Source organism: Hydrogenophaga sp., assembly GCF_018780385.1.
Taxonomy (GTDB): Bacteria; Pseudomonadota; Gammaproteobacteria; order Burkholderiales; family Burkholderiaceae_C; genus Hydrogenophaga.
Window position 1 is genome coordinate 26,149 of the sequence record NZ_JADMJO010000108.1, and the last position, 13,051, is coordinate 39,199.

General features: G+C 66.4%; 9 protein-coding genes and 1 other RNA gene. 3 read left to right on the forward strand and 7 right to left on the reverse strand.

Annotated features, from left to right (window positions below):
* Positions 1-2: 2 nt before the first annotated feature.
* From IV113_RS22835 to trxA, 4 genes are all read right to left on the reverse strand, one after another.
* On the reverse strand, positions 3-1,733 hold the full coding sequence (locus IV113_RS22835; RefSeq protein ID WP_291090037.1) for a hypothetical protein: 1,731 nt from the start codon (positions 1,731-1,733) through the stop codon (positions 3-5).
* 129 nt (positions 1,734-1,862) lie between these two features.
* Positions 1,863-2,126: a type B 50S ribosomal protein L31 gene (locus tag IV113_RS22840; protein WP_056274744.1), complete on the reverse strand. Its 264-nt coding sequence runs from the start codon at positions 2,124-2,126 to the stop codon at positions 1,863-1,865.
* A 214-nt stretch (positions 2,127-2,340) separates the two neighbouring features.
* A complete protein-coding gene (rho, locus tag IV113_RS22845) occupies positions 2,341-3,603 on the reverse strand; it encodes a transcription termination factor Rho (RefSeq protein ID WP_291090042.1) in 1,263 nt (420 codons plus the stop codon).
* A 184-nt stretch (positions 3,604-3,787) separates the two neighbouring features.
* The gene (gene trxA / locus IV113_RS22850; protein ID WP_056274740.1) at positions 3,788-4,120 is read right to left on the reverse strand and encodes a thioredoxin TrxA; all 333 of its coding nucleotides are present in this window, start codon (positions 4,118-4,120) and stop codon (positions 3,788-3,790) included.
* A 122-nt stretch (positions 4,121-4,242) separates the two neighbouring features.
* Here trxA and IV113_RS22855 point away from each other — a divergent pair, with 122 nt between their 5' ends.
* From IV113_RS22855 to IV113_RS22865, 3 genes are read left to right on the forward strand one after another with little or no spacing between them, the layout of a single operon-like run.
* Positions 4,243-6,897, forward strand: a complete 2,655-nt coding sequence (locus IV113_RS22855; RefSeq protein WP_291090046.1) for a PD-(D/E)XK nuclease family protein — start codon at positions 4,243-4,245, stop codon at positions 6,895-6,897.
* Positions 6,894-10,244: a UvrD-helicase domain-containing protein gene (locus tag IV113_RS22860; RefSeq protein ID WP_291090049.1), complete on the forward strand. Its 3,351-nt coding sequence runs from the start codon at positions 6,894-6,896 to the stop codon at positions 10,242-10,244. The genes IV113_RS22855 and IV113_RS22860 overlap by 4 nt, the downstream gene beginning before the upstream one ends.
* Positions 10,241-11,551, forward strand: a complete 1,311-nt coding sequence (locus IV113_RS22865) for a TIGR03862 family flavoprotein (RefSeq protein ID WP_291090052.1) — start codon at positions 10,241-10,243, stop codon at positions 11,549-11,551. The genes IV113_RS22860 and IV113_RS22865 overlap by 4 nt, the downstream gene beginning before the upstream one ends.
* A gap of 1 nt (position 11,552) precedes the next feature.
* Here IV113_RS22865 and IV113_RS22870 read toward each other — a convergent pair whose 3' ends face one another.
* The 3 genes from IV113_RS22870 to ffs form a co-directional block, all read right to left on the reverse strand.
* Positions 11,553-11,903: a DOPA 4,5-dioxygenase family protein gene (locus IV113_RS22870; RefSeq protein WP_291090055.1), complete on the reverse strand. Its 351-nt coding sequence runs from the start codon at positions 11,901-11,903 to the stop codon at positions 11,553-11,555.
* Position 11,904: 1 nt separating this feature from the next.
* Positions 11,905-12,849 (reverse strand): zinc ribbon domain-containing protein, encoded by a 945-nt coding sequence (locus IV113_RS22875; RefSeq protein WP_291090057.1) that lies wholly within the window; start codon positions 12,847-12,849, stop codon positions 11,905-11,907.
* A gap of 117 nt (positions 12,850-12,966) precedes the next feature.
* An RNA gene (ffs, locus tag IV113_RS22880) (signal recognition particle sRNA small type) lies at positions 12,967-13,051 on the reverse strand; the annotation flags it as partial.

Below are 13,051 nucleotides of genomic sequence, written 5' to 3' on the forward strand. Positions count from 1 at the left end.
TCTCAGTTGCCCACGCGCTGGTAGATCAGCAAGCTCTCTTTGGTGTCGGTGAGCCGTCTCACGGTGGACTTGAATGCCCAGTGGGTGAGTTCGACGCGTTGGTGCAGCGTGGCCTGGCTCGCCGGCGCCACCACAAGGCTCTGGCAACCCGCCCCAGTGCCCCGGTCCGAGGTGCGCGCCAGATTCAGCGATCCGTGGTACTGCAGGGCCGCAATCTGGGCCTGACTCAACCCGTCGACCAGCACACAGCCCCCAGCCGGGACCAGGGTCGCAATGCGCCGTGAAATCGGGCCATAGCTGCGGCCGAAGTCCAACAAAGGCAGCCAGAGCGTCATCAGCAACAACCAGCACAGGGTGCTGCCTGCTGCAGGCAGAACGAGGCTCTTCCACAGCGCCTGCCGGTGTTTGCCCACGCGCCAGGACACGAGCCAGAGCCATGCGCCAGTGGCAACCGACCCAGCCAGAAACAGCATCCAGGAAAACTCGGGCACGAATCCGGGTGCCAGCTTGGCCACGTTGGCTGCGGGCTTGGCCGGCATGCCGGTTTGCATGGCGAACCAGATGACCCAGATGACCAGCGCGCAGCCCGAGAAGAAGATCAGGGTGAACCAGTCGACCAGAGCCGAGACGCTGCGACGCAGGGTGGGCAAGGCAAAAGCCGCCAGCGCCGCGAGTGCGGGCAAGGCCAACAGCAAGGCCCGGTCGCGTTCGGGTGACAGCGCGCTGTCCACCACGCTCACCAGCGCCGCCCATAAAGGCAAGGCCACATGGGGGCGAAGCAACTGGTGGCGCCAGCGCCAGAGTGTCCACAACACCAGCGGCCAAGCGGGCCAGGTGAACCACACCAGCAGCTTGCCCCAGCTCTGCCATTCCACTTGACTCAGCGCGGTTTGCAGACCGGGGACCGGGACTTGTCCGCTGAGTGCGGAGGCGGCCACCACCACCGCGAGCAACACGGCCGACCAGACCAGCGGATCGCGCTGCGAAGGCGCTTCGCTGGTGAGCCAAGAGGTGTCGGGTTCGTCCTGGCCGCGGCGTGAGAGCCACAGGATCAGCAGCAGGCCGCCACCCAGCGTGACAGCGATCCAGGGGGCTCCGCTGAACACCAGCGACACCACGGCCACGCCCCAGATGGCCACGCTGCGCAAGGGCTGGCGGTAACCCGTGTGCGCCATGCGCGAGGCCATCAGGAGCATGAGCGACACCAGCGCGAGTCGCGCCAGATCGGGTGTGGTTTCGTGCGACAGCTGGGCCAGCCCCAGACAGGCCACGAGCGCCAGCAAGCCGGCATCGGCGAGAGCGCGCGCGTAGTCTGCCGGCTGCGCCTCGCCCCCGAATGCAAACTGCACCGGCTGCGCGGCCGGCTGACGCGCCAGGTGGTACACCGTGTACCAGGTGCAGGCCAGGGTGAGGGCCAGCAGCAAAGCGAAGGGCACGCGCACCGCAAACTCGGGGGAGAGGAACGGAAGCAGCTTGAGGAAGATCGCACCAAGCCAGTAGGGCAGGGGCCCGGTTTCTTCCACCGCCACACCCAGCACCTGCGGGTTCCACCACCCGCTGTGGCCAGCGGCCATTTCCAGCATCACGCCGAAGGCGGACACATCGGCGTTTTTCCAGGGTTCACGCCCGAGGAAGCCCGGCAGCACGTAGGCCACGCAAAACAGGAACAGGGCGATCCGGGGCAACCGGCGCACGGCTGACTGGCTGACGATGGCGGGGGTGGGCTGGTTCACTGCGGGGAATATACAAGGGGCCCGTGGCCGACGGTGGGGAAGCGGAAGACGAAAAAAAAGCAGCCGGGAAACCAGCTGCTTTTCTTGTGCAGGGCCCAGCACCCCGCAGGACGCTGACCAGCCAGCCGCTTACTTGGCGGCAGGCGTTGCCTTGCCGTAGCGGTTGCGGAAACGCTCCACACGACCACCCATGTTGTCCACGCTCTTCTGCGTGCCGGTGTAGAAGGGGTGCGATTCGCTGGAGGTGTCCAGCTTGTACAGCGGCAGCTCGCGGCCGTCTTCCATCTTGATCATCTCTTTCGTGTTTGCGCAGGAGCGGGTCACGAATTTGAAGCCATTGGAGAGGTCCTGGAAGCAGACTTCGCGGTAGTTGGGGTGAATGCCGTCTTTCATGACGTGTCCTTGAGGTTCAGGTGCGGCAGCCGCAAGGGAACCATTCCCTTGTACTTGTCGCGATAAGTAAAGCCGCGGATTATAACCTGGGACAACCCCAGCTTGTACCCGGAGGGAAGTGGCAGCCACCAGAAACACCGAGGAACCGGCTCCGCCGGGCCTCAGGTGTTGTCCCCCCTTCCAGGGGGGAGGCGCCCTGAGGCGCGCAGGGGGGTCAACCCCCCCTTCGCATCATGTCGAAGAACTCGGAATTGTTCTTGGTCGACTTCATGCTCTTGAGCACCATCTCCATCGCCTCGATTTCGTCCATGTTGTACATGAACTGTCGCAGGATGCGGGTCTTCTGCAGGATCTCGGGCTGCAGCAGCAGTTCTTCGCGGCGGGTACCGCTGCGGTTGAGCTGAATCGAGGGGAAGACGCGCTTCTCGTAGAGCCGGCGATCCAGGTGGATCTCGCAGTTGCCGGTGCCCTTGAATTCCTCAAAGATCACCTCGTCCATGCGCGAACCGGTGTCGACCAGCGCGGTGGCGATGATGGTGAGCGAGCCGCCTTCCTCGATCTTGCGGGCCGCGCCGAAGAAGCGCTTGGGGCGCTGCAGGGCGTTGGCGTCCACGCCGCCGGTGAGCACCTTGCCGCTGGAGGGCAACACGTTGTTGTAGGCGCGGGCCAGACGGGTGATCGAGTCCAGCATGATCACCACGTCCTTGCCGAGTTCGACCAGGCGTTTGGCGCGCTCGATCACCATCTCGGCCACGTGCACGTGCCGCGCGGCGGGTTCGTCGAAGGTGGATGCAATGACTTCGCCGCGCACGGTGCGCTGCATCTCGGTCACTTCTTCCGGGCGCTCGTCGACCAGCAGCACCATGAGTTCCACCTCGGGGTGGTTGGCGGAGATGGCGTGGCAGATGTGCTGCATCATGACCGTCTTGCCGCTCTTGGGCGGTGCCACGATCAGGGCGCGCTGGCCGCGACCGATGGGCGCGATGATGTCGATCACGCGGCCGGTGATGTTCTCTTCGCTCTTGATGTCACGCTCAAGACGCATCTGTTCCTTGGGGAACAGTGGCGTCAGGTTCTCGAACATGATCTTGTGCTTGTTGTCCTCGGGGGGCAGGCCGTTGATCTTGTCGAGCTTGTTGAGCGCGAAGTAGCGTTCGCCATCCTTGGGGATGCGGACCTCGCCCTCGATCATGTCGCCGGTGTGCAGGTTGAAGCGGCGGATCTGGCTGGGCGAGATGTAGATGTCGTCGGTGCTGGCGGTGTAGCTGGTGTCCGGCGCTCGCAGGAAACCGAAGCCGTCGGGCAGCACTTCCAGCACGCCGTCGGCGTACACCAGTTCGCCGCCCTTGGCGCGCTTCTTGATGATGGCGAACATCAGCTCCTGCTTGCGCATGCGGCCGGTGTTTTCGATCTCAAGCGCTTCAGCCTGCTTGAGGACTTCAGACACGTGCAGTGCCTTGAGTTCGTTGAGGTGCATGGAATTCACTCCGGGAGGGAGTTGAGTCGGGAACCGGGGGAGGGGGCGCTGGCGTCCGGATGTCGGACGGTACGCAAATGAGAGGCGGGGTCTGTCGGATCCGCCTGCGGGAAATTATGACAGGAAAAGAAAGCCGCTGAGAAGGGGGCCCGGGCATTGCACCCAGGCACGCCTCAACAAAGCATCAGGCGAGCTGTTGATCGATGAACGCGGTGAGCTGAGCCTTGCTCATGGCGCCGACCTTGGTGGCTGCCAGCTGGCCGTCCTTGAAGAGCATCAGCGTGGGGATGCCACGGATGCCGAACTTGGCCGGCACGTCGCGGTTGTCGTCCACATTGAGCTTGGCGATCTTGAGCTTGCCGTCGTAGGAGCCGGCCACTTCATCGAGGATGGGGGCGATCATCTTGCAGGGGCCACACCATTCGGCCCAGAAGTCGACCAGGACGGGCGCCTGCGCATCCAGCACGTCGGCCTGGAAGCTTGCATCGGAAACATGTTTGATCAGGTCGCTCGCCATGATTCATCCTAAAAAACGTTGAACGGGGAGGTTAAAGTTTGGGCACTTGCGCGGGCTTCAAGAGCTTGAAGGTCACCACTGGGCCAACCAGTCCGAGCAATTGTGACAGAAACCCCCATTTCATGACGCCTGCCAACCCGCCTTCCGAATCCGGTCTTCCCGCCTTGCCCGGGCAAGAAATCGAAGGCGGCGTTAGCGATTGGTCTTTGTTGATCGAGACCCTGTCGCTCGCGCTGGCCGAGCGCGACCTGGAGGCGGGCGGCGCGGTGGTGTTGGTGCCCTACGCGCAACTCATGGACGTTGGACGGCGTGCCTGGTCGACGCGCCATCCCGACGGCTTTGCACCGCGCTTCGAGTCGAGCCGGAACTGGGCTGCATCGCTGCAGCCCTTCATGCCGGGTGCCACCGACCTGAGCATGGACATGGCGCGCGACAGCCTCGTGGCCGGGGCCTTCATCGACCGGGTGGCACCTGCCCGCGCCGATGCCGAGTTGCGCGCCGTGATGGTGACGCGCCTGGTGGAGGCCGCGCGACAACTCGCACCACTGGCCGCCGCAGTGCCGCCGGAGCGGCGCATGGCATGGGCCGAATCGCTGCGCCAGGACCTGTTGCCAGGCCCGGCCTCGCTGCAATGGGAAGGCCTGGTGGCCACGCTGGCGCTGACGTGGGCCAGCACATCGGCCTACGCCACCGACGTGTTGTGGAGCCCGCAGGCCAGCCCTGGCACGGGCGCACAGGCTTTGGTGGTGCTGCAAGGTTTTCAGACCGATCCGCTCGCCGCGGCCCTGTTGGCGCATTGGGGCGAGCGCGCGCTGAACCTGTCGTGGGATGTGGGTCAGCCGCCGAGTGCCGAAGCCTCTGGCCGGACCTTGCATGCCTGCGATGACGCTGAAGACGAAGCGCAGCGTGCGGCGGCCTGTGCGATTGCGCAAATCAACCGGGGCCATCAGCCCGTGGCGCTGGTGTCCATCGACCGGCTGCTGACGCGGCGCGTGAGCGCGCTGCTGCACGGCGCTGGCGTGGCCGTGCGCGACGAGACCGGCTGGAAGCTCTCTACCACCCACGCGGCTGCACAACTCATGAGTTTGTTGCGTGCTGCCTCGCCGCGCGCCTCCATGGACGATGTGCTGGACCTGCTCAAGCAAGCTCCGCGTTGGTCTGAGGAAACTGTGCAGACGTTGGAGCAGCTCGCCCGCGAAATGGGTGTGTCGCAATGGCGCGCCGCCGTGCGCACGGTCAGCCTGGAGCACGCCTTGCCCGACGGCCTGAGCGCGATTCTGGAAGGCTTGCAGTCGCCTCGCAGCCTGGTGCCCTGGTTGGACGCGGTGGCGCAGGCCTTGAAGGCCATTGGCCTGTGGGATGTGCTGCAGCGGGACGCGGCAGGGCATCAGGCCTTGCAGGTGCTGCGCCTCGAAGACGGCGCGGCCCGCGAGCTCTCGGACATTGGCGAGACCTCGGCTGATCCGGCCGCGAACCGTGCTGTCGGGCGCCGATCACTCGCGGCATTCACAGCCTGGGTGCGCGACGTGCTCGAGGGCGCGACCTTCATGCCACGCGGCACCGGCGACGCGTCGGTGGTGATCCTGCCGATGGCGCAATTGCTCGGTCGCTCATTCGCGGCCACGGTGGTGCCCGGCTGCGACGAAGTGCATCTCAACTCCAGTCCCGAGCCGCCCGGTTCGTGGACCGCCGCGCAACGCGAGTTGTTGGGTCTGCCCTCCCGCGAGACCCTGGCTCAGGCAGCGGCCAGTGCCTGGCTGGCGCTGCTGTGCATGCCGCGCCTGGATGTGCTGTGGCGAACGCAGGAACTCGGCGAGCCCGTCATGCCCAGCGCGTGGGTGTTGGCTCTGCAGGCTGCGCGCGACCGCAACGGCATCGACCCGCGCACACCGACTACGCTGGTGTCTGCGCCGTCCGCACGCCCCTCACCGTCGGCCGGTGACGTGTTGCCCGGCGCGCTCTCGGCCAGCGCTTACCAGGATCTGCGCGATTGTCCTTACCGCTTCTTCGCCCTGCGCCAGTTGCGGCTGGTCGACGCACCCGAACTCGCAGCCGAGCCGGATCAGCGTGACATGGGGAACTGGCTGCACGCGGTGCTGCGCGCGTTTCACGAGCAACGCGGCGATGCGCGGCCCGGGGCCGAGGCGGATCGCACGGCGCTCGATCGCATCGCCACCGAGACCGCCGCCGTCATGGGCCTGAATGCCGGCGAGGGTGGGGCGGGATTTCTGCCCTATGAGGTGGTGTGGCCCGCCACGCGCGATGGGTATCTGGAATGGCTGGCCACTTTCGAAGCCACGACCGATCGGCCCGGCCCGCGTTTCGTGGAGGCCGAGGCGGTGATGATGTCAAGCGTGGGCCCGTGGAAGCTCTACGGCAAGCTCGACCGCGTGGACGCGCAGGACAGCCCGGAAGGTCCGATCCCGTTCGTGATCGACTACAAAACCGAGAGCCGCAAGACCACCACCGATCGTTTGAAAGATCCGCTGGAGGATGTGCAACTGGCGTTCTACGCGGCGCTCTTGCCCGACGACAACCTGCGCGCCGCCTACCTGAGCATCAACGATCGGCCCGGCACGACAGCGAACGACGGCGCCACGAAACTGGTGGAGCACACCGAGGTGCTGGAGGCGCGCGAGCAGTTGCGCACCGGACTCTCGCACGACATGGCCCGCGTGGCCGCAGGGCACCCCATGCCCGCCTTGGGCGAAGGCCGCGTGTGTGAGTTCTGCAAGGCCCGAGGCCTGTGCCGCAAAGATTTCTGGACTCCGACATGAATGCCGCTGCTGCCTATCGCATCAACGGTGCGCCCGTGTCCCGCGAAGCCTTCTACGCGCTCGCCTGCGACCCCGCGCGCAGCATTGCGGTGGAGGCGTGCGCCGGTGCCGGCAAGACCTGGATGCTGGTCTCGCGCATCCTGCGCGCGCTGCTCGATGGCTGTGCTCCGCAAGACATCCTGGCGATCACCTTCACCAAGAAAGCCGCGGGCGAAATGCGCAAGCGCCTGGGGGAAGAGCTGCGCCGATGGGCCGATCTGTCCGATAGCGAGCTGGTGCAGGTGTTGCAGCAGCGCGGCATGAGCGCAGCCGACGCCGAGCGTCGTGTGCCTGAGGCCCGCAGCCTGCACGCGCGTGTCACGGCCCTGGGCCGGCCGGTGCAGGTGCGCACCTTCCACAGCTGGTTCGCTGCCTTGCTGCGTGGGGCGCCCCTGTCGGTGTTGCAAGAGCTTCAGTTGCCGGTGCAGTACGAGCTGCTCGAAGACGACACGCAGGCAGTGGAACAAGTGTGGCCGCGCTTTTACGGCGCGCTCGCCGCCAGCGCACCCGACCGCCAGGACTTTGTGGATGCGATTGGCACGCACGGCCGGTTTCAGACGCAACAGGCCTTGCGCAAGGCACTGCAAAAACGCGTGGAGTTCGCGCTGGCCGATGCGTCGGGCGTGGTGCAGAGCTCGGTGGATGCGATGGGTGAGCAGTTCCCCGAGTTCGCCGGGTTCGACGATCCACTTCGCTGGCTGGTCGAACACGCGCCCACACGCAGCCTGTTGTCGGGTGCCGCCGTTGCTCTCGGCCGGGTCAGCGCCGTCACCTTTGCGGCCAAGGGTGTCGAATTGGAGAAGGCCATCACAGGCCAAAACGGCGCCGGCGTGATCGAAGCCCTGCTCACGCAGAAAAGCGAGCCCCGCAAGTTCAGCGACAAGATCGCTGGCATCGAGCAGGTGCGTGCAGCGCAAGAGATTGCCATGCGCGTGCTCGCCGCGCGCTCGCAGCACCAGGCCTGGCTGCATCACCAGCGCATGGCGCGTCTCACGCGGGTGCTGCTCGCCAGTTTCGCCGCGCTCAAGCGCGAGCGCGGCTGGGTTGACATGAACGATGTGGAATCCGCCGCGCGCCGCTTGTTGGGCGATGCCGAGCTGTCCGGCTGGTTGCAGCAGCGACTCGACGCACGCGTGCGCCACCTGCTGATCGACGAATTCCAGGACACCAACCCGTTGCAATGGCAGGCGCTCTACGGCTGGCTCTCGGCCTACGCCGGCGCTGGCCCGGGCGAGGCGCCGTGCGTGTTCCTCGTGGGCGACCCCAAGCAGTCCATCTACCGTTTTCGCCGCGCCGAGCCGCAGGTGTTCAAGGCCGCACAGGCCTTTGTGGTTGAGGGCCTCTCGGGTGCCTTGCTGAGCTGCGATCACACCCGCCGCTGCGCACCCGCCGTGGTGGACGCGCTCAACAGCGCCATGCTCGCCGCCGTGCAGGCCGGTGAGTACAGCAGCGATTTCCGCCAGCACACCACCGAGAGCCACGAACCCGGGCAAGTGGTGGCTTTGCCGCAGGTGCCGCGCAGCGCGCGCGAACGCGACACCGGCGCAGGCGATGAAGCCACCTGGCGCGACAGCCTCGTCACGCCACGCGTGCTGCTGGAAGACACGATGTCCGCGCTGGAAGCGCGCCAGGCGGCCAACTGGATTGCCGCCGAGATCGGGTCGGGTCGTTTGAGCGCCGATGGTTTGATGGTGCTCGCGCGTCGGCGCGAGCGCTTGGCCTGGATGTTCGAGGCACTGCGCGAACGCGGCATTGCCAGCGAGCAACCCGAAAAACTCGACTTGTGCGAGTCACCGGCGGTGCAGGATGTGGTGGCCTTGCTGGACGCGCTGGTCTCGACCCGACACGACCTGAGCCTGGCGCGTGCGCTGAAGTCGCCCTTGTTTGGCTGGAGCGACGACGCGCTGGCCTGGATGGCCCGTCTGCAGCAGTACTGGACGGTGCGCCCCGGTACGGACGCCAAGCCTGCCAAGCCCTCGTGGTGGGCCGTGTTGCAGCGCTTCGCAGATCTGCCAGACCATGAGAGAGCCGCGTTGCCGTCAGTCCCGGAGCCGCTGGCCCAGGACTTCACCGCCACCGCAGGGCGCCTCCTGCAATACCGCCAATGGGTGCAGAGCCTGCCGCCGCACGATGCACTCTCGGCCATCTATGGTGATGGTGACGTGCTCGCGCGATTTGCCCGAACCGTGCCCGTCAGCCAGCGCGCCGGTGTGCTAGCACAGCTGCGCGACCTGCTGGCCACCGCGCTGGCGCAGGACGGTGGGCGTTTCCTCACGCCCTACCGCTTCGTGCGCGCGCTCAAGGCCGGCGGCATCAAGGCCACGCCCACGCACAACAGCGGCGCGGTCCGCCTGCTCACGATCCACGGCGCCAAAGGCCTGGAAGCCGACACCGTGCTCATGCTCGACACCGACACTGGCCCCTCGCGGCCCGAGAGCATGGGCGTGTTGATCGACTGGCCGGGCGAAGCGCCGGTGCCGCGCCGCTTCGTGTTTCTGGCCAGTGAAAAGAACCCACCGGCCTGCGCGGCCAGTGCCCTGGCGCTGGAGCAACAGGCCCGCTCGCTGGAAGAACTCAATGCCCTGTATGTGGCGCTCACCCGGGCCGAATCGCGCCTGGTGATCTCCAGCTTCGAACCGCATGCGCGTGGCGACGCGAGCACGTGGTACGAACGCCTGTTGCCGCTCACGCAGCCGCTGGATGTGCCCACCCCACCGGCACAGAAAGTTACCGCGGATGTACCGGCAACCGACACCTTCAGCCTGCTCGCATTGCCACCATTGATGCAGCCCACGAGCGCCCAGGTGCGCGCTGCGCCAGTGCCGGTGGTCGACGACGAGCGCACCCGCATCGGTCTGGCGTTGCACCGTCTGCTGCAGTGGCACCCCACGCCCGCGCGCGGCTTCGACTGGTCCTCCGTGCACACCCACGCTGTGGCCCGCGAGTTCGCGCTCAGCCCCGCCCAGGCCACGCAGGCGCTGGCCATGGCGCGGCGCATCGTGCAAGGCGAAGCCGCCTGGGCTTGGGACGACGGCGTGGTGGACGCCACCGGCAACGAGGTCGAGCTGTTCCACGGCGGTGAACTCTTGCGGCTGGACCGCCTGGTCCGGCGCGCCGACACCGGCGAGTGGTGGGTGCTCGATTTCAAGAGCGCGGCGAACCCGGAACAACAAGTGGAGCTGCTTGTGAAGATGCAGAGCTACCGCCAGGCGGTGCAAGCCGCGCGGCCCGGCGCCTGGGTGCGCCTGGCCTTCATCAACCTGCATGGTCGTTTGATCGAACTGCAAGAAACACCGATCACCCCATGACCGACCCCAGCGCCATTTCGTTTTTCAGCGTGGACGTGGCCATCATCGGCGGCGGCCCCGCCGGTCTCATGGCCGCCGAGGTCATGAGCCGCGCCGGCCTGGCCGTGCACCTGTTTGACGCCATGCCCTCGGTCGGGCGCAAGTTCCTGCTGGCGGGCAAGGGTGGCATGAACCTCACGCACGCCGAGCCACTCGAAAATTTCATCACGCGCTATGGCGCGGCGCAAGACCGCGTGCAAGCCCTGCTGCAGCACTGGGGCCCGCAGGCCGTGCGTGACTGGGCCACGGGCCTGGGCATCGAGACCTTTGTGGGCACCTCGCACCGCGTCTTCCCCACCGACATGAAAGCCGCGCCCTTGCTGCGTGCCTGGTTGCATCGGCTGCGCCATCCGGGCGAGGGTGGAGTGCCGGTGGTGTTTCACATGCGCCACCGCTGGCAGGGCTGGGACGGTTCACCCGATGGCCCGCTGGTGTTTGAAGCACCCGGCGGCCGGGTTGAAGTGCACGCTCGCGCGACCGTGCTCGCGCTGGGCGGTGCCAGCTGGGCGCGCCTGGGGTCCGATGGTGCCTGGGTGCCCTGGCTGCAGGGCGCTGGCGTGCCGGTGAGCCCGCTGCTGCCCAGCAACTGCGGGTTTGATGTGGCGGGCTCGGCAGCGCACGGTGTGGCGCAGGGCTGGAGTGCACATTTCAGCGAACGCTTTGCCGGACAGCCGTTCAAATTGGTTGCGATTCACGCCTCCGACAGCCTCGGTCAGCACTTTCGGCGAAAGGGCGAGTTCGTGGCCACCGCCACCGGGGTCGAAGGCAGCCTGATCTACGCCGCCTCCAGCCTGCTGCGCGACGAGATTGCGCGCAGCGGCCATGCCACGTTCGAGCTCGACCTGCTGCCCGACCGCAGCGCCGAGCAGGTGTTGGCCCACGTGAAGCATCCGCGGGGCTCCCGCAGTTTGTCGAGTCACCTCAAGAGCCGGCTCGGCCTGGACGGTATCAAGATGGGCATCCTGCACGAGCGGCTGGACAAAGGCACGATGAACGATCCCGCGCGGCTCACTGCCGCCATCAAGGCTTTGCCCATCACCGTGCGCGCGACCCGGCCGATCGATGAAGCGATCAGCAGTGCCGGTGGCGTGCGCTGGGATGGGTTGAACAGCGACCTCATGGTCGAGGCCCGAGCGGGCCTGTTCTGTGCCGGCGAGATGATCGACTGGGAAGCGCCCACCGGTGGCTATCTGCTCACCGCCTGCCTGGCCAGTGGAGTGGCCGCAGGGGAGGGCGTGCGACGCTGGATCGCGGGTCTGCCCGCCTGAGTCAGGCGAGCACGCTCAAGTCCAGGGTGTACGACTTTCCGATCCACAGGGCGGCGTCCCGGTGGTCGCTCACCTCATCCCCGGTGTTGGGGTGAATGAGCACGTCGAGCGCGCCATGGTTGAGGGACAGCCAGCCCACGACATGCGCGAACTCTGGTGCATCAAAAGCCAGCTGGTAGGTCCAGGCCGGGTGCGGCCCCACCGCCTTTTCATGAAACCGCCCGATCTGCACCCGGGTACCGAGTTCGCTGGCGATGACTTCGCGCAAGGTCCAGGCGGCGTCGCGGCTGTCGGCGCCAAAGTACACATGGGCGTGCCAGCTGTCGATGGAGGCAGGGTCACGTGGGGTCATGTTAGTTGTACGGGTCTCTTGCACGGTTGGCTTCCTCCATCTTGCGGAAATTCACGCAGATCGGATCGTTCGCTTGCGAGGCCTTGAGGCACTCGCGCACGCGACACACCTCGCGCGCGAAGAAGTTGCCGGCTTCCTCGCAAATTCGGGCCACGGTGAGTGCTTGGGCAACGGGCTTAACGGGGGCGGGCACAGCGCTGGCAGACTGCGCGGGTGCGCTCTGGGCCGGACGACGCGCCTGCTCGGCGCGCTCTTGTTCGAGTTCCTGCGCGGCGCGGGCTTGCTGCTGGGTCGCCAACATCCGTTCGCGTCGCTCGCGTTCGAGGCGCTCGCGATCGAGTCGCTGCTGATTGAGTCGCGCGTTGTGTGCGTTCAGCGCATTCACCCGTTCGGCCTCTGCTGCCTCTGCGGCAGGGTCCAACACAGGCGGGGCAGCGGAGCTGGTGGTCTCGGTAGCCGGCGCGCTGACGGTCGGCTCTTTCACCTCCGGCACCGTTGCCACCGGCGGATGGGCTGCAGGTGGCGCCGACTCGGCCGCCAGCGTGGCCGGAGCGGGCGATGAAGGACGTGAGGGGTTCCTCAGCTGTTGCACATAGAACCATGCCGTCAGTGCAATGGCGGCCAGCAGCATGCCCATCAACGAAAGTTTTCTGCTGCTCATGCCCTTCGATCGGGCCACGGGTTCGAACACGGGATGAACATCGGTACGGATGGCATCCACCAGGAGCGGAATTGCCGGTGGTGGCGGTGCCGGCAGCAGGGAGCAGCCGCATGACTTGCAGAATCTGGAATCCGTCGAGTTGAACGTGCTGCACTCCGGGCAGCTCGATGACGGACCTTCAACCAACGCTGGACTCTGCCCGGTGACCAATTTGCCACCGCAGCCTTTGCAAAACATCGCTTTCTCGCGGTTCTCCGTCCCGCACTTCACGCACACCTTCCCCATGGCTCTACCTCACTGGTTTTGCAAGGGCTTGTATCACGATCGATGGGGGGATGTACAGGCGCCCTCGCGTTGGGCTTGGCCATCGCGACAGGTCGACTGGAGGGAGTCATGAAAGAAGGTGACGAGCCTCTACCCCGGCACTGGATTCACAGTTAGGGCTGCTTGGTTCCCCACCTGACCCGGTTGGCCGCTTCACCATGCG